Source organism: Bradyrhizobium sp. CCGUVB14, from assembly GCF_024199935.1.
GTDB lineage: Bacteria > Pseudomonadota > Alphaproteobacteria > Rhizobiales > Xanthobacteraceae > Bradyrhizobium.
The window spans coordinates 5,859,515-5,875,947 of record NZ_JANADS010000001.1; the positions used below are offsets into that span (position 1 = coordinate 5,859,515).

Here is a 16,433-nt window from a genome sequence, read left to right on the forward strand (position 1 = left end):
TTGGGAGTGGATCGATTGCCGGGTCAAGCCCGGGCATAACAGATCCCATGACAAGTTCTGATGAAACCGATTGGACGCGGCAAATGACCCATCATCACCTGCATTCAAGTCCCGAAACCTGCCATTGGGGCTTCTTTGAAGCCGCGCTCAAGCCCGTGCTCACCGTCGCCAGTGGCGATGAGGTGACCGTCGACACCATCAGCGGCGGCCCGGACATGCTGCCCGACCGCAGCAAGTTTCACATTCCGCCGGAGATGTTCGAGGTTCATGCCAAGAACGAGCGCATGCTCCCCGGCCACATCCTGACGGGCCCGATCGCGGTCGAAGGGGCCGAGCCCGGCGATGTGCTCGCAGTCGAGATCCTCGACGTCCAGCTTCGCCAGGACTGGGGCTGGAACATGATCAAGCCGCTGTCCGGCACCCTGCCCGACGATTTCCACGAGACGCGGATCCTCAACATTCCCCTGGACCGGTCGCGGATGGTCGGCCGGATGCCGTGGGGCCTCGATTTGCCGCTCAAGCCGTTCTTCGGCGTGATGGGCGTTTCGCCGCCGCCGGCCTGGGGCCGAATCTCCTCGCTCGTTCCGCGCGCCATGGGCGGCAATCTCGACAACAAGGAGCTCGGCGCCGGCGCGACATTGTATCTGCCAGTGTTTGTCCCGGGCGCGATGTTCTCCTGCGGCGACGGTCACGGCGTTCAGGGCGACGGCGAGGTCTGCGTCACCGCGATCGAGACGGCATTGCAGGGCCGCTTCCGGCTGACGCTGCGCAAGGATTTGAGATTCGAATATCCGCGCGCGGAAACGCCGACCCACTACATGACCATGGCGATGGACCCCGACCTCGACCAATGCGCGGTGCGAGCACTGCGCGACATGATCGTGCTGCTTGGCGAGACGCGAAACCTGTCGCGCGAGGACGCCTATACACTGTGCAGTCTCGCGGCCGATCTGCGGGTGACCCAGACCGTCAACGGCTCCAAGGGCATCCATTGCATGATCGAAAAGGCGATCGTGCACGGCTGATCGCGCCGGCACCTCCTGACCGTTCCACGCTTCCCCACCGCCCGGACACTCCGGGCGGCGCGCTGAGTCACGCCTGATTTCCTTCACGATTCCAACGGATTAGGCGATGACCTCAGCCGGCATTTGACTTCTGCCCTCGAACCTAAATAGAGTCTTAATCGTTACTTTTATGTACCCGAGTAAGAGGCTAGCGTTCGGGCCATGGCCACCGAAAAAGCCGAGACTGACCGCATTCCCGTAACCTTGGCGCTCTCGACCATCACCTACCTGGAGAAGTTGGTGAGACAGGGCACCCACGGCACCAGCGTTCCCGGCGTCGCACGTACCTTGATCGAGGAAGGCATCCGTCTCGCCATCAAGGACGGGCTTTTGTCGATTCGCGACAATGGCAGGACGTGAGCACGCCAGGTACGTGAAGCGGACGGATCTCGCGAAGCGGATGGCCGACATCTGCAACCTGGGACCGTTACAATGCCTGTTCTCTCACCAACCTGGACCAACGAACGAATTGAACTTCTGAAGCTGCATTTCGAAGCCGGCCTCTCCTGCCGCGAGATCGCCGCCGACATCGGCGTCAGCCGCAACGCGGTGATTGGCAAGCTGTCGCGGCTCAATCTGACGCGCAGCCGCGCGGTCGAAGACCGCAGGCTCGAGCGCAGCCTCGCACCGCCGGCGCGCGCGACGCGAACTGTGCCGCGGCTGCAATACGCAATGCTCGCAACGATCTACGGCGAGACCGATGCGCCTGTGGTGGCAGGTCCAATTGATGACGCCAATCGTTGCTCGCTGATGGAGCTCGGCGAAAACCGCTGCCGCTGGCCGATCTCGACGCCCGGTGCAGAGGATTTCTGCTTCTGCGGCAACGCCGCCCACGACGGACAGCCCTATTGCGCCGGCCACAGCCGCCTCGCCTACCGGCCGAACTCGCGTGCGCGTGTCATGCGCGGCTGACACGCGCCATCCCTTGGACCCATAACCCGGCCCCACAACGAAAAACCTCCGGCAGGGCACTACCGGAGGTCTCTGGAGGCTTAGCGTGAAGCTAAGAGCCGTGATCTTTTGAAACCGGCTGACAGCTATATAGCTGAGCAGCTCAGGTAAGTAAATAAGTTTGGTAGCGATCGATACGCATAGCTCGTCTTCGCCGCGCGTGCAGGAGAGTTCGGTTTTTCGAAACCGCCATCACGGCAGAAAAAAGCCCCGGCGGTTTCCCGCCGGGGCTCTCTGATCGATTGACGCGACCGATCTTAGAAGTTGCGCTGAGCGCGCAGCATCATGGTCACCGAGTTCTGGTCCTTCAGCTCGTACACGGCGCCCGGCTTGGCGGCAGTCGAAATGGCCGGGGCAGTGATCGTGCCGGAGTACTTCTGGTCCAGACGCGACCAGCTCAGGTCGGCCGTGAACGCCAGGTTCTTGACCGGGGTCCAGACGGTGTTGACGCCGACGACGCCAAAGTTGAAGTCCGGGTTACAGGTCGCACCGGCCCCTGCGATCGAAGCGAAGTTGGCGCAGATCAGGGCCTTGCCCGTGGTACCGTACTTCAGCTGGGCATAACCGCCGTAGACGGCGCTCGACCAGTTCGGGCTCCAGTTGTGGGTATAGCCACCACGGACGCCCCAGGTCTTGACGGTATCGATGCTGCCGCCAGCGCCGAACACGCCGTCAGCAAGACCGGCAAAGCCGATGCTCTGGTACGCCGCGCTGCTACCGCTGAACATGAAGAAGCTCTGCGGGAACAGGCTCTGGAAGTTGTAGCGCGTTGCACCGTCGGTGTAGACGGCCTGCAAGTTGATAACGTCGCCAGCACCAGTCGGGATGTTCTTGATCGACAACGAACCCTGGACAGCCCAGCCCCACTTGTCCGACGGATGACCGCTGGATTCCGTGGTGCCGTAGTAGCCGGGATGCAGATCCTTCGCAGCAACCGACAGCTGGGCAAGACCCCAAGCCTGGTCGACACGAACCTGACCAATGATATCCGGCGTGCGCGTACCACCCCAGGCCTGGACGCCATAGTTGCCCTGGATCAGAGCAGCGGCAGCGTTTGCAGCAGCAGAGGTGGTGACGATGGCACCCGCGCCGTTAACAGCGCTGGAGGCCGTGAAACCGGTGACGTTCCACAGGTTCGACTGGCCGTTCGACGCCGTCGTTTCTTCTTCCAACGCCAGCGAACCGGTGATGCCCTGGCCGAAGTCAGCCGTATAAGCGAACTGGTTCACGCCGTTGACGTGGTTGGAGCCGCCCGGAATGGAATCGGGACCGCCAGCCGGATAGCTCTGCCACGGGGCGTCGAAGATCGAGACCGTGCGGCCCATGGTGAACCCAGCGAACTGGATGAACGCATGGTAGAGACCGAGCGCAGGCGTGCTGGACGAGATCGTCGACGGGCTGCTGCCGGTGACGTTGGACGTATCATAGGTGAAAACCATGTCGGCGTAGGTGCGAACAACGCCGTACTCGGTCGCCGTGCGGGTGTCGACGTTCAGGTCGAAACGGGCGCGGCTGTAGTAGTAGTTGGTGACGCGGTTGTTTGACCCACCGTTCACGGAGCTCGTGCTGTTATTGAAACCATAGTCGCCGGCGCCGCCAAGAATTGCGTCAGCGCGCAGGTAACCACCCAGCTTGATGCAGGTGTCGGTGCCCGGGATGTAGTAGAAACCCGCACCGTACAGCGAGCAGATCTTCACGTATTCGACCGCCTTGGCCTTAACCGGAAGATCAGCCGCCTGAGCTCCACCGACGGCGATCAGACCCGCCGCAGTGCCGAGCAAAAGGCTCTTCACCACTTTCATATAAAACCTCCAAGTTGCTCATTTAGCGGAGACCGGACCGTGAGGCCCCCCAGATCCCCGTCTCTTCAAATCCGCTCGGCCGCTTAGCGCTTTCGGACACACCCGCATTCGACGCGAGGGACGTGAGCGAACCACCTGCAACGGGACGATCGAGAACCCCCCACCGTCACGGATCAATATGCCTGCGCCGTTCCCTTAATCAAAATAGTTTATTAGCTCAGCTTTGTTGTTTCACTAACTCTGTGTCCGTAGCGCAACACCGGACCTGAGCCAAAATGCTGACCGGATCATATTTGTAATTTCCGTGACACAATTACCCTGCTCTGCACTTGCGTCAGGGCAGACTTGCGTGGACTATCGCCGCCGCGAACACCGGCCAGAAAGAAACCAGCTTGCGGGAGTGACGCTGTGTCAGCGACGAGGAAAGAAGGAGCGCGCCTCCGCTCCATCGGCAATCTGGATCTCATCAGGCGATTCACCTGGGAGATATCGTCGATCAACATGTATCTGGAGGAGCTGCGTCAGTTCTGGGCGAGGACGCTGGGCATCAGTGGCCCGCAATGGCTGATCCTGATGGCGATTTCCGACCTCGACAAGGACGACGGCGTCCCCGTCAACGTGGTCTCCAAGCTGCTTCACGTCGACCCGTCCTTCGTCACCACCCAGTCCAAGCTGCTGGAGAAGAAGGGCCTGCTGCGCCGCCGCCCCTCACCGACCGACGCCCGCGTGGTGCGGCTGTCGCTGGTGGAAAAGACGCAGAAGCACATCGCGAGCCTCAACGAGCAGTACAAGACGATTCGCGAATTCGTCTTCCAGGAGTTCGATGAGAACGAGTTGACCGAATTCACCGCCAAGCTGGCGACGCTGAAGACCCGGCTGGAAAAGGCCTGCGTCAGGATCTCCCTCGACTTCTGAGGCGCATCCGGATGTGAGCCAGGAAGCTGACCGCGCTCAGATCCGTTTGCCGACGGCCCCAAGTCGCGATTCGAGCCAATCGAAGATGTATTCGTTGGCAAGGCTCGGATTGTCGGCATGAGCCTGGGCCGCGCCGGTCTCTGCCGCGGTGAACACTTTCAGCACGATATCCGAGCTGCCGAGCTTGGATTTCTGCACGATCTGGCGCGCCCGGTCGGCCTTGAGCCAGCCGTCCTCGCCGAGCGTGATCAACACCGGACATTCGGCGCCGGAGGCCATCAGCGGCGCATGCGGCACCGGGACGATGCCGAGGTCGCTCACGGCAAAACGGCTTGCGAAGAACGACCGCTCGTGCAGGTCCCACAGGCCGCCGTCGCAGACGGCTGCAGCAAGACGCGGCTCCTGCAACACCGCGCGCGCCACGAACGAAGAGCCCCACCCGTCCGCCACGATCGCAACGCGATCGAAATCGACGTCGTCGCGCTGCTCCAGATAATCCATCGCGCAGCCAACCGAGCTTTCGAGATCCCGGCGCTGCATCAGCATGTCGGCGTAATCGTCGCGCTGATCGCCGAGCAGGTCCAGCGCGAGCATCGACAGCCCACGCTCGCGCGCATGGGGCGCGAGCTTGAACAGGAACTCTTCCTTGCGGTGGCCGGGCTCGCCGATGCAGATCACCGTCGGCGCGCGCCCGTTCCCCGCAGGCGCAGGCAGGAAGTACCCCTGCAACGAATGTCCTTCGACCCACGGGATCGTCACGACCTCGCCGGCCGGCCCGCGCGCGGTGAGGAAACGGCGGGCGCATTCCTGCATCGCCAATACCGCGACCCAGCGGCGCTCGTCGGCGGGATCGAGCGGCATCGCAGCCGCACCGTAGTAGTTCATCGCGCGCAGCCAGTTGCGCTGCGCCGTTGCCATATGGCCTTCCGCGAAGGCGGCCTCGGCACGATGCCGGTTGGCCTGGGCCAGCCTCTTCCACTCGCGATGCCAGGACTGCTCATCGTCGCGCTTCAGTTGCCGCGCGATCATGAGGCATTCAGCGATGGTGGCGCCGCCCTCTTGAGCCGCCGTCAGCAGCCGCGTGAATTCAGCAGAGATATCCTCTCTCTCCGGGCAGAGGATGAAGTCGTCGGAGAGGCATGCGGGTATCATCGGAGCTACGCTTTATGTGGCGCTAGCTTGATTCAGTAAACTATTTCAGTTCACTAACCAAGCAGCCGCGCGCCGAATGAGACCCGTTCGAGATCACCATCGCTTGAACGCACGTGATAAGTCGCATGCGTGACATGCCGTATCGTCATGAGAGGGCGAACGCGCGCGTGGGCAGGCAAATTACTTGGGTAAAATTGCCTGCGCACCTCTTGCAATGATGATCATCATACCCATTTTTGCGCGCTCGTTGACGGTCTCAGCCAAATGGAATCAGCCGAGCCGCCAGCCGACTTCCTGGGTGAAACTTTCGTAGAAGGCGCGGTCATAGGCCTGCTCGGGCGCCGCGCGCACGCGTTCGTCGAGCCGCTGGGCATCCTCGCCGACCAGGATGCGCCAGCGCTCCGCCTTCACGCCGTCGAGGATGATCCGGGCGGCCTGCGCCGCCGTCGTCGGGGCATCCTCGAGGAAGGTGCGGGCGCGTTCGGCGAACGCCGCCTGGATCTCCTCGTCCGATTTTTTGTCAGCATCTGGCACGCCCGCCGCAACCATGCGCTTGCGCGTCAGCTCCACCTCCTCGGCATTGAGACGCTCCGATCCGTCGCCGCTCTGCACCTTGCGTGAGTTGGAGACGATGGAGGTGCCGATATGGCCGGGCATCACCACCGAGCATTTGACGTGCGGGGCGTGCAAGCGCAGGTCGTTGATCAGCGCTTCGCTGAATCCCTTCACCGCGAACTTCGCCGAGCTGTAGGCGGTGTGCGCCTGGCCCATGCCGATCGAGGCCCAGAAGCCGTTGACGCTGGCGGTGTTGATGATGTGGGCTTCGTCGGCCTTGACCAGCATCGGCAGGAAGGTGCGGACGCCGAGATAGACGCCGCCCCAGCAGATGTTGAAGGTGCGCTCCCACTGCTCGCGCGTGTTGGTGAACAGGCTGCCGCCGCCGCCGATACCGGCGTTGTTGAACAGAAGATGGATCTTGTCCGTCTTCTGCTGCTCGGCGAGCTCATCGCGAAAACGCTTGAGATGATCCTCGATCGACACGTCGGCGACATGGGTCGTGACGCGCAGGCCCTGCGGCAGCTTCTCGACCTCGCAGAGCCGCTTGGTCTCCGCCATCGCGGCTTCCGAGACGTCGCACATGGCGACGTTGCAGCCTTCGGCAACAAGCTGCCGGGCGAGCTCGCGCCCCATGCCCGTGCCACCACCGGTGATGACGGCGATCTTTCCAGCAAATTCCTTCATGGGACTTCGGCCCCTCCCCTTATCGGCATGTTTCTTCGTCGTTGGCGCGCCGCGCGTGCGACGCGCGCAAAATGTAGCAGCGCCGCATCCGCAGGTAAAAGCGGATCGGCGCTGCTGTTCGACATCAGTTATTTCGGGCTACGGACTATTCGGCCGCCTCGACGCGCACGCCCTTCAACGCGCCGAGGGCCTCCAGCGCCTTGCGCGTCGCGGCCTGCTGCGCCGGCGAGGCCTCCGGCATCGGCGCACGCGGATAGGTTTTGGGCAGGCCCTGGAGGGTCTGCGCGTAGCGCGTACAGGCCGGCAGATTGTCGGCGATGACGGCGTTCCACAGCGTCAGCAGCTTCTTGTGCAGGTCGAGCGCACGCGGGTGATCGCCAGCCTTCACCGCATCCCACAACGCGACGGAGGCGTGCGGTGCCGCGGTCAGGATCGCGGCGATCGAGCCGTGCGCTCCCAACGTGTAGGACGGATACATCAGCGCATCGACCGCGCTGTAGATCAGCTTGTCCGGCGCCATCATCATGAGGTCCGCGAACAGTTTCAGATCGCCCGCGCTCTGCTTGACGCCGACGACCAGCGGCACCTCGGTCATGATCCGCGTCAGCAATGCCGGTGACAGATACGACCAGGGCACCACGTTGTAGATGATGATGGGCATGCCGGTTTCATCCGCCATGGCGCGAAAATGCGCCACCATCGCCTCGTCATCGGGCTTGAACAGGTAATGCACCGGCGTGACCTGGAGGGCTGCGACATTCATGTCGCGCACCAGCTTGCCGCGGCGGATCGCATCGCGCGTGGAATCGACGATGATGCCGGCGATGACGGGAATGCGTCCCTTCACCGCCTCCACCGTCGCCGCCATCAGGTCGCGATATTCCTCATGGTCGAGCGTGTGGCCCTCGCCGGTCGAGCCGCCGGCCGCGACGCCGTGCGCGCCGGCGCCAATCATCCAGTCGACCTGCGGCGCCACGAGCTTGGTGTCGATCTCGCCGTCTTTCCGGAACGGCGTCGTCATCGGCGGAATCACGCCGGTCGGTCGTACCTTCATGGTCTGCCCTCGCGTTTCCTTCGGTCCTGCGGCGGTCTCGCTCTTTTGACGAGTATCCGCACGCGTCGAAGCCTATCGGCTGCGCCGGCCTTGTGAAGGGCGGATCACGCGGCGCTGCCCCCACAATCGCTCATTCCTGCGCGTATTTGTTGGGGGTTCCCGTAGTTGTCCGGCTTCGGTTTAGGGGCAATTTTTTTACAATCCGAATCGTCAAATGAGGAACGCTGGGGCGAGCAGGCACAGCCGGCGTGTCGTTTCCGACACAGGCTGTGGCACTCGGCTTGCATCCTCCTCGTGGTCGAAACTACCGATGAGGTGACTGGAATGTTCATAACCGTCGTTGCCGTGCTCTGCCGGCTTGGCGCTGCTGCTTCAGGCAGCTGCGTCGAGGAAATCGTGACCGACAGCAACATGACGCCCGATATGTCGATGATGGCGTGTGCGGTCGGTGCGCAGGCACCGCTTGCAAAATGGATGGGCGAGCATCCGATCTATCACACCAACTGGCGCCTCGACCGCTACAAATGCGTGCCGGGTCACTACGAGATCAAGGGCCACGCCTAAGGCCCCGCAAAACTACTGATACCGAGGAAACGCCCGGGGGCCGCCCTTCCCCGCGCGAATTTGCAGCGCCAGACCCGTCACGGTGGCGCCTGCGTGACAACGATCACGCTTTCCCCTCAAGCCACCGCACCCAGAATATCCGCACGCGCCTGCCGCCCCTCGGGCGTCGGCATCAGCGCATAATTGTGCGGCTGGTCACGGAGCAGATGCAGCTCGACCGCCACGCCGGCCGCCCTCGCCCGCGCGGCAAGATCGACGCTATCGGGGTAGAGCAGATCGCGCGCGCCCGAAAAGATCGTCATCGGCGCGAGCGAACGGAAGGCACCGTTCAACGGGCTGACGAAGGGATGGCCGACATCGAGCTCGCCGGCATAGAGCCGCCCGACTTCGATGATTCCCGGAATGTCCTGGATCGGATCGCGCGCCGCGATCTCGACCTGCTCCGGACGGCTGATCGACGCATCGGCCGCCGGCGAGATCAGGATCAGCCGGCTCGGCTGCCGATGTCCGCGATCGCGCAGCCACTGGCATGCGGCGAGCGCGAGGCCCGCGCCGGCCGAATTGCCGACCACGGTGACCTTCGCGGACCCCGCATCCTCCAGCAGCATCCGCAGCAGCTCGGCCGTCCGCGGCACGACATCCTTCGCGGTCGCGCGCGGCGCCAGCGGATAGATCGGCACGACGCAGACCACGCCCGCCTTGCGCGTCATCTGGCCGACGAAGCGCCAATGCGCCGGCACGATCTCGTTGATATAGCCGCCGCCATGCAGGAACATCACGTGATTGCAGCCTTCGTGCCCCGATGACGGCGCCGTGTAATAGACCGGCCAGCCGCCCATCTTCGTCAGCGTCACCTCGACACTGCGGCCCAGATCCGGAGGCTCGAACGAGACCGGCTCCAACGCGAGCTTCTGCACATGCGCCTGCACGGCTTCGGCCGAGGCGAGCTGCTGCTTGTAGGGAAGCAGCCCGAGCAGCAGGTTGAAGGCGCGGCTCTGCAAGCTCGGCGCGGGATCGCTCGAGGACTTGGCCCACGCAAAAGGGCATTCGCACAGCCGCCCGACCGACAGCATCTTCGCAACGCTCATGCTCCTGCCCTCATTTTGCTGCGCCCGGCCGGCACCAACTTGCTTCTATCCATCGGCTGCCGACCCTGCCTATAATGCGAGCATTCACTCGCTTTTCCTACTCGCATTCGGAATGCAGGGATCATGGCGCGCAAGCCACCGACAAAACCCCGGAAAAATGCCCTGCAGGAGCGATCCCGCGCCACCGTCGACGCGCTGGTCGAGGCAACTGCTCGCATTCTGGTTCGCGAAGGTTTTGAGAAGACGAGCACCAACCGGATCGCCGAAATCGCCGGCGTCAGCGTCGGCTCGCTCTATCAGTATTTCCCGAGCAAGGAGGCGCTCGTTGCCGCCGTGATCGCGCGCCACAACGAGGAGATCATGGGCATCGTCCGCACCACGCTCACCGAGGTCATGGACATGCCGCTCGAGAAAGCCGTGCGCCGCCTCGTCACCGTCGCGATCGAGGCGCACCGCATCAACCCCGAGCTGCATCGCGTTCTCGCCGAGCAGATCCCGCGCGCGGGAAAGCTCGACGTCGAAGCCTCCAACCGCGAGATCCACGGTCGCGTCCGCGCCTATTTCGAGAGCCACCGCAAGGAAATGCGCAAGATCGACCTCGACGTCGCAACCTTCATCTGCGTCAGCACGATCGAAGCCGTCGCGCACAACACGGTGCTGAACCAGGCCGAGTTGCTGTCGGAGAAGATGGTGAGGACGCTGGTGGATGAGACGACGCGGATGGTGGTTGGGTTTTTGAGGCCAGCCACGTAGCACTCGTTGTTGGACGCCGCTCTGGCGCTGGACTTGATCGAATCAAAGCCGCAATCAGGTCGCGGCGATCAGTACGACACGCGTCACCTCGCTACAAAACCGTCGTGCTTCAAGAAGGCGTGCGCAAACCGTCCGAGGGGTTGAATCGTACGCAGCAGTACATACATGAGTAAGTCAAATGACTAATTCACCAGAATGGAAGGCGATCGCCATCGCAGTGACGGTTGCGTTCGTGTCGATATCCCTGTTGGCAGTCGACGCGGCGCTGGACCTGAACGTCAACGGGTTGGCCAAACGCCTGGAGAGCGCGCAAGCCTCGTTCGTCGACACGATGGGGCAGCACCAACTTGCCTTCGCCATTCCGACATGGGCCCGCGACAAGTCCCGCGCAGAAGAGAACTGTCAGGAAAGTCGGTGCTGACCGCCGGCCACTGACACCGAATCACTCGGAAGACAGGACATCGCCTGCCGATCCGTGATCGTGCAAACCGCTGGTCGATTTCAGAAGTAAAATGGTCGGAGCGAGAGGATTTGAACCTCCGACCCCTAGTCTCCCAGACTAGTGCGCTAACCGGGCTGCGCCACGCTCCGAACGTCGTTCCATTAGCTAGGATCGCTGCTTTGCGCAAGGCGACCGGCACCATTTTGGTGTCTTCGCCGAAAGCCCCGGGAACGGACCACAAAGTAGACGAAAAGGCCGGTCAGGCGTCCTTCATCGCCTGGTCGAGCATGTCCTTGCAGGCGACGAGGTCGGCAAGCACCCGTTCCAGCCGCTCCCGGTCCAGCGCGCTGGGGCCGGCCGGCGCGGCGGGGGCGCCGCCCTTGCGGAAGGTGGTGAGGATCTCTTCGTCGTCGACCTCCGTGAAGCGGAAGTCGATGCCCTCCTCTTCGTCGCCCTGGTAGTCGTCATCGTCGGCATCGGTGATGCCCTTGATGGGCGGCTCGTCGTCCGGCTCCATCAGGCTCGCGCCGATGGCGTCCTCGATCGCCCCGAACGAGACCGCAGCCGAGCCGTCGGCGAGGCCCTGCACCGACTTGACGCCGTGCTCTTTCAGGATCCGCTGCACCCCGCGGATGGTGTAACCCTCTCCGTAGAGCAGACGGCGGATGCCCTTGAGCAGATCGACGTCGTCGGGGCGGTAATAGCGGCGGCCACCGCTGCGCTTCATCGGCTTGATCTGGGAGAATCGCGTCTCCCAGAACCGCAGCACGTGCTGCGGAATGTCGAGTTCCTGCGCTACTTCGCTGATGGTTCGGAACGCATCCGGCGCCTTGTCCAAATGCCAAATCCTTTCCGAAGACGGTTAGGCCTCGGGTTGAGCCTTGCTGGCATCGCCATTGGTGCGGTGCTGGGAATTGATCCGCTGCTTCAGGATCGCCGACGGCTTGAACACCATCACCCGGCGCGGCGAGATCGGCACCTCGGTGCCGGTCTTCGGATTACGACCGATACGCTGACCCTTCTTCCGGACCATGAAGGAGCCGAACGAGGACAGTTTCACCGTCTCGCCCTTCTCAAGGCAGTCGGTGATCTCCTTCAGCACGAGTTCCACGAAGGCGGACGATTCCGTGCGCGACAGACCCACCTTCTGGTAGACGGCCTCGCAGAGATCAACACGCGTTACGGTTTTACTTGTATCGGTCATCGCCCTGCCCCACATCACGGCGAACAATTGTTGTCTGAAATTATGAGGTTACGATACGACGGTCAACAGCGCTCATCAATGCAGACGCATTGATAATCCGCGCTGATTCGGACAAAATTTTACCGACTGTGGCTTACCAGCGCACCAGCGCCGAGCCCCAGGTGAAGCCGCCGCCCATTGCCTCGAGCAGAACCATGTCGCCGCGCTTGATGCGGCCGTCCTTGCGCGCCACCGACAGCGCCAGCGGAATCGAGGCGGCGGAGGTATTGCCGTGACGATCGACCGTCAGCACCACCTTCTCCGGCGCGATATGGAGCTTGTGGGCGGAGGCGTCGATGATTCGCTTGTTGGCCTGGTGCGGCACGAACCAGTCGATGCTGTCGGCATTGAGCCCGGTTGCCTCGAAGGCGTCGACGATCACATCGGTGATCATGCCGACCGCATGCTTGAAGACCTCGCGGCCCTCCATGCGCAGATGGCCGACCGTCTGGGTCGAGGACGGCCCGCCGTCGACGAACAGCTTTGCCTTGTGGCGGCCGTCGGAGCGCAGATGCGAGGTCACGATGCCGCGGTCGGTTGCGGCCTGGCCCGGCTGCTCCTGCGCGTCCAGCACGACTGCGCCGGCGCCGTCGCCGAACAGCACGCAGGTGCCGCGGTCGTTCCAGTCGAGGATGCGCGAGAAGGTCTCGGCGCCGATCACCAGCGCACGCTTGTAGGCGCCGGTGCGCAGGAAATTATCGGCGGTCGCCAGCGCGAACACGAAGCCCGAGCACACGGCCTGGAGGTCGAAGGCCGCGCCGTGATTGATGCCGAGCGCGTGCTGCACGGCAACCGCGGTCGCAGGGAACGTGTTGTCCGGCGTCGAGGTTGCGAGCACGATCAGCTCGATCGACTGCGCATCAACGCCGGCGTCGGCGAGCGCGGCCTGTGCCGCCTTGATCGCAAGATGCGAGGTGAACTCGCCGTCGGCCGCAATGTGCCGCTCGCGAATGCCGGTGCGCTGCACGATCCACTCGTCGGAGGTGTCGATGCGCGCCGCCAACTGGGCATTGGTCACCACCTGCTCCGGCAAGTAAGAGCCGCAGCCCAGCACGACCGAACGAATCTTGGTCACGAAACATCCTCCGGCGCGGTTGGCGCGGAACTGAGCGCGCCCCCATCGCGGTTGAGCATCTGATTGATCTTGTTCAGAAGATCGAATTTGGCCATCTCATAACCAACATCGATCGCATAGGCAAAGCCTTCGGCGTTGATGCCGCCATGGCTCTTGACCACAAGCCCGTTCAGCCCGAGCAGCACGCCACCATTCGACTTGTTCGGGTCCATCTTGTCCCGCAGGGCCTGGAAGGCATTGCGGGCAAAGAGATAGCCGAGCCTGGACAGCCAGCTCCGCTGAATCTCGTCACGAAGTAAATCCGCCATCTGGCGCGCGGTTCCCTCGGCGGCCTTGAGCGCGATGTTGCCGCTGTACCCCTCGGTCACGATCACATCGGCCATTCCCTTGCCGATACCGTCGCCCTCGACGAAGCCGATATAGTCGAGCTCGGGCAGGTTCCGCGCACGCAGCATCTCGCCGGCTTCGCGTATCTCCTCGTGCCCCTTGACCTCCTCGGTCCCGATATTGAGCAGGCCGACCGTGGGGCGCTTCTTGTTGAACAGCACGCTCGCCTTGGCCGCGCCCATGACCGCCATCGACACCAGATGGTGCGCATCGCCGCCGATGGTGGCGCCGAGGTCGAGCACGACGGACGAGCCGCGCTTGGTCGGCCAGATCGCGGAGATGGCCGGCCGGTCGATGCCCGGCAGCGTGCGCAGATGGAATCGCGACATCGCCATCAGCGCGCCGGTGTTGCCGGCGGAGACCGCGACATCGGCCTCGCCTTTCTTCACGGCGTCGATGGCAAGCCACATCGAGGAGGTCTTGCGGCCGCGCCGCAGCGCCTGGCTCGGCTTGTCCGAGCCGCTGACGGCGATTTCGGTATGGATGATCCGGGAGGCGGCCTTGAGCCTGGGATGGCGATCGAGCTCGGGCTCGATTCTGGCGCGGTCCCCGACCAGCAGGAACTCGGTCTCGGGATGCCGGCCGAGCGAGATGGCCGCGCCTGGTATGACGACAGGGGCGCCGACGTCGCCCCCCATGGCGTCAAGCGCGATACGAACCTTGCTTGGCATCAAAATCCCGGAAACCTGGTCTGGCGCGGTCGTCGATCAGCGGGGCCGCGGAATGGGCTCGCCATGGACATGGCGACCGGCCGAGCGCCACGCCGCGCCCGAACCGGGCGGACAATAGCGTTTTGTTATCCCGAAACAACCTCTTGCCCCCAGCCTTTTGGATTAAGGGCGATCCGCCGGCGGATCCTCAAATTGGCAAGAAAACAATAGAAATCAAAGAGGTAAGACGGCCTTTCAAACCAGTCCCGCAAACACCTCACGCCCCATCACACAGCGGTCTTACGGGGAATGCCCAGCTATTTGCCTTTCTTCTTGCCCTGCTTGTTGTCCTGGAGTGCCTTCAGCGCCGCGAACGGATGATCCTCGGGATCGAGTGCGGTGACCTCCGCCTCGAACACGGCCCCCGGTTTGCGGGGGTAAGGGTCGATCGCCAGGAACACCGCGTCGGTTGCGATACGGCCGAGGTCGATGATCCCGTTGACGATGGCCTCCGGCGGATCGGCGACCTCCGGGGGTTCCTCGTTGTCCTCGCCTTCCTCGATCAGGTCAGCCAGCCGCCGCGCCTCGGCCTCGGGCGCAAAGGTCAGATCGACCTCCTCGTCGATGTCGCTCTCCATCGGATCGAGCGTGACCACGCAGGTCTGGCCGATCCGAGCGCGGACCCGGCCCGTGACCTGGAGCCGGCCGCCGCTCTTGGGCACGACGTCGAGGTCGGCATGGGCCGACAGGACCTCACGCACGCCCGCGAGATCGGCCATGGCCTGACGCTCGGCCGCCGATGCTTCGAGCTCACGATGCAAGCCGGTATCCGGAATATGCGCCACCATCACGGGCACGCGCCAGGGATCAGGTTCGGATCCGGTCATCGGTCGATTCATGACGTTCCATCCTCCCGAAGCGGTGCGGGAAATTTGAAGGATCCGCGCAGCAGCGCAGCATCTTCGGTCTGGCCGAGATCAGCATCCGCCGCCACCGCGTAGGCCGCCAGCCGCCGTGCGTGATCCATCCCGGCGCCATTCAAAATATTCTTGCAGATTGCCTGCGCCAGCGCCTCGGCGCCCGTATCGATTGCCTGGTCGTAAGCCTGGACGCGGCCGTAAAAGGCCTCGCCGAAGGCCCGCATCCGCTTCGGGACGGTCTGATCGCCGATGCCCATCTCGCGCAGATTGTCGTCCATGTCCTCGCAGAAGCGGTCGAACAGGGCCTGCGACAGCTCCACCCCGCCCTGGGCGACAGTCCGCAGCCGCCGCAGCAACAGCCAGAGGTGCAGCAGCAACAGGTCAAAACGGCCATTAACCGTATCAGGCACGCCCAAGTCCCGGTAAAATATGGGTTCTCGCGCCTGCGTCACGATCATGCCATAGATGGCCTCAATGGTGCCGGCCGGGGCTAGCCGGGGTTTCCTGAAGTGATTGAACGGCCAAAGCATTGTGGTTTCCGCAAGCGGGCGCGCGCGAGTTGCATTCAGAGCCTCCGCCCGGTACTTCAGCGCCTCGCGCGACGCAAGGGGACGGAATCAGTTCCACTATGACGATAACGAACCAGACCAGCCTGCGCGCAGACAAGCGGCGCGGCCTTCATGCACGCTGGCGCGGCTTGCGCATGCTCGCGGCCGTGGCTCTGGTCGGTGGCGCCCTTGCGGGATGCACCGGCGAGCAGTTCCAGAAGGGCTACATCCTGCCCCCCGGCGCGCTCGAGCAGATTCCGATCGGTGCGAGCCAGGATCAGGTGCTGATCGTGATGGGCACGCCCTCCACGGTCGCGACGCTGGACGGTGAGGTGTTCTACTACATCTCGCAGCGCTCGGAGCGCATGGTCGCCTTCATGAACCAGAAGGTGGTCGACCAGCGCGTCATCGCCGTCTATTTCGACAAGAACCGGCGCGTGCGCAGGCTTGCGAATTACGGCCTGCAGGACGGCAAGATCTTCGACTCCATCAGCCGGACCACGCCGACCTCGGGTCAGGAGATGAGCTACCTCGCGCCGCTGTTCAAGCTGCTCAGCTTTAACTGAGGCTCAACCCTGCGGCG

At 63.4% G+C, this 16,433-nt stretch carries 19 protein-coding genes and 1 tRNA gene; 8 read left to right on the plus strand and 12 right to left on the minus strand.

What is annotated here, in order from left to right:
• Window positions 1–83 precede the first annotated feature (83 nt).
• From NLM32_RS27355 to NLM32_RS27365, 3 genes are all read left to right on the plus strand, one after another.
• Window positions 84–1,025, plus strand: coding sequence for an acetamidase/formamidase family protein (locus tag NLM32_RS27355; protein ID WP_254131921.1), 942 nt, complete (start codon window positions 84–86; stop codon window positions 1,023–1,025).
• Window positions 1,026–1,226: 201 nt separating this feature from the next.
• Window positions 1,227–1,424 carry a hypothetical protein gene (locus NLM32_RS27360; protein ID WP_007603456.1) on the plus strand — a complete coding sequence of 66 codons (198 nt, stop codon included), beginning with the start codon at window positions 1,227–1,229 and terminating at the stop codon, window positions 1,422–1,424.
• A 72-nt stretch (window positions 1,425–1,496) separates the two neighbouring features.
• Window positions 1,497–1,976, plus strand: a complete 480-nt coding sequence (locus tag NLM32_RS27365) for a GcrA family cell cycle regulator (protein ID WP_254131922.1) — start codon at window positions 1,497–1,499, stop codon at window positions 1,974–1,976.
• 296 nt (window positions 1,977–2,272) lie between these two features.
• Here NLM32_RS27365 and NLM32_RS27370 read toward each other — a convergent pair whose 3' ends face one another.
• The gene (locus tag NLM32_RS27370; RefSeq protein WP_254131923.1) at window positions 2,273–3,817 is read right to left on the minus strand and encodes a porin; all 1,545 of its coding nucleotides are present in this window, start codon (window positions 3,815–3,817) and stop codon (window positions 2,273–2,275) included.
• Window positions 3,818–4,225: 408 nt separating this feature from the next.
• Here NLM32_RS27370 and NLM32_RS27375 point away from each other — a divergent pair, with 408 nt between their 5' ends.
• Window positions 4,226–4,732, plus strand: coding sequence for a MarR family winged helix-turn-helix transcriptional regulator (locus NLM32_RS27375; RefSeq protein WP_254131924.1), 507 nt, complete (start codon window positions 4,226–4,228; stop codon window positions 4,730–4,732).
• Window positions 4,733–4,768: 36 nt separating this feature from the next.
• Here NLM32_RS27375 and NLM32_RS27380 read toward each other — a convergent pair whose 3' ends face one another.
• The 3 genes from NLM32_RS27380 to NLM32_RS27390 all read right to left on the minus strand — a co-directional run bounded on the left by NLM32_RS27380 (window position 4,769) and on the right by NLM32_RS27390 (window position 8,180).
• Window positions 4,769–5,884, minus strand: a complete 1,116-nt coding sequence (locus NLM32_RS27380; protein ID WP_254131925.1) for a S9 family peptidase — start codon at window positions 5,882–5,884, stop codon at window positions 4,769–4,771.
• Between the two features lie 270 nt (window positions 5,885–6,154).
• A complete protein-coding gene (locus NLM32_RS27385) occupies window positions 6,155–7,126 on the minus strand; it encodes an SDR family oxidoreductase (protein ID WP_254131926.1) in 972 nt (323 codons plus the stop codon).
• Between the two features lie 145 nt (window positions 7,127–7,271).
• Complete coding sequence (locus tag NLM32_RS27390) at window positions 7,272–8,180, minus strand: dihydrodipicolinate synthase family protein (protein ID WP_254131927.1); 909 nt, start codon at window positions 8,178–8,180, stop codon at window positions 7,272–7,274.
• Between the two features lie 324 nt (window positions 8,181–8,504).
• Here NLM32_RS27390 and NLM32_RS27395 point away from each other — a divergent pair, with 324 nt between their 5' ends.
• The gene (locus tag NLM32_RS27395; protein ID WP_254131928.1) at window positions 8,505–8,744 is read left to right on the plus strand and encodes a hypothetical protein; all 240 of its coding nucleotides are present in this window, start codon (window positions 8,505–8,507) and stop codon (window positions 8,742–8,744) included.
• Between the two features lie 116 nt (window positions 8,745–8,860).
• Here the strand turns inward: NLM32_RS27395 and NLM32_RS27400 are convergent, their stop codons facing one another.
• Window positions 8,861–9,832 (minus strand): alpha/beta hydrolase fold domain-containing protein, encoded by a 972-nt coding sequence (locus NLM32_RS27400; RefSeq protein ID WP_254131929.1) that lies wholly within the window; start codon window positions 9,830–9,832, stop codon window positions 8,861–8,863.
• A 123-nt stretch (window positions 9,833–9,955) separates the two neighbouring features.
• Here NLM32_RS27400 and NLM32_RS27405 point away from each other — a divergent pair, with 123 nt between their 5' ends.
• Together NLM32_RS27405 and NLM32_RS27410 are read left to right on the plus strand one after the other, a co-directional pair.
• Window positions 9,956–10,585 (plus strand): TetR/AcrR family transcriptional regulator, encoded by a 630-nt coding sequence (locus tag NLM32_RS27405; protein ID WP_254131930.1) that lies wholly within the window; start codon window positions 9,956–9,958, stop codon window positions 10,583–10,585.
• Window positions 10,586–10,763: 178 nt separating this feature from the next.
• Window positions 10,764–11,006: a hypothetical protein gene (locus tag NLM32_RS27410; RefSeq protein ID WP_254131931.1), complete on the plus strand. Its 243-nt coding sequence runs from the start codon at window positions 10,764–10,766 to the stop codon at window positions 11,004–11,006.
• Between the two features lie 92 nt (window positions 11,007–11,098).
• Here NLM32_RS27410 and NLM32_RS27415 read toward each other — a convergent pair.
• The 7 genes from NLM32_RS27415 to NLM32_RS27445 all read right to left on the minus strand — a co-directional run bounded on the left by NLM32_RS27415 (window position 11,099) and on the right by NLM32_RS27445 (window position 15,832).
• Window positions 11,099–11,176 (minus strand) — tRNA-Pro (locus NLM32_RS27415).
• 110 nt (window positions 11,177–11,286) lie between these two features.
• Window positions 11,287–11,865, minus strand: coding sequence for a MerR family transcriptional regulator (locus tag NLM32_RS27420; protein ID WP_254131932.1), 579 nt, complete (start codon window positions 11,863–11,865; stop codon window positions 11,287–11,289).
• Window positions 11,866–11,889: 24 nt separating this feature from the next.
• A complete protein-coding gene (locus NLM32_RS27425) occupies window positions 11,890–12,231 on the minus strand; it encodes an integration host factor subunit alpha (RefSeq protein WP_187436991.1) in 342 nt (113 codons plus the stop codon).
• Between the two features lie 133 nt (window positions 12,232–12,364).
• Window positions 12,365–13,345 carry a beta-ketoacyl-ACP synthase III gene (locus tag NLM32_RS27430; RefSeq protein WP_254131933.1) on the minus strand — a complete coding sequence of 327 codons (981 nt, stop codon included), beginning with the start codon at window positions 13,343–13,345 and terminating at the stop codon, window positions 12,365–12,367.
• The gene (gene plsX / locus NLM32_RS27435) at window positions 13,342–14,403 is read right to left on the minus strand and encodes a phosphate acyltransferase PlsX (RefSeq protein ID WP_254131934.1); all 1,062 of its coding nucleotides are present in this window, start codon (window positions 14,401–14,403) and stop codon (window positions 13,342–13,344) included. Before plsX ends, NLM32_RS27430 begins: the two co-directional genes overlap by 4 nt.
• Window positions 14,404–14,699: 296 nt before the next feature.
• Window positions 14,700–15,281 carry a DUF177 domain-containing protein gene (locus tag NLM32_RS27440; protein ID WP_254131935.1) on the minus strand — a complete coding sequence of 194 codons (582 nt, stop codon included), beginning with the start codon at window positions 15,279–15,281 and terminating at the stop codon, window positions 14,700–14,702.
• Complete coding sequence (locus NLM32_RS27445; protein WP_254131936.1) at window positions 15,278–15,832, minus strand: ubiquinol-cytochrome C chaperone family protein; 555 nt, start codon at window positions 15,830–15,832, stop codon at window positions 15,278–15,280. Before NLM32_RS27445 ends, NLM32_RS27440 begins: the two co-directional genes overlap by 4 nt.
• 98 nt (window positions 15,833–15,930) lie before the next feature.
• On the opposite strand from NLM32_RS27445, the gene NLM32_RS27450 reads away from it, so the two are divergent.
• Window positions 15,931–16,416 carry an outer membrane protein assembly factor BamE gene (locus NLM32_RS27450; protein ID WP_254131937.1) on the plus strand — a complete coding sequence of 162 codons (486 nt, stop codon included), beginning with the start codon at window positions 15,931–15,933 and terminating at the stop codon, window positions 16,414–16,416.
• Window positions 16,417–16,433 lie beyond the last annotated feature (17 nt).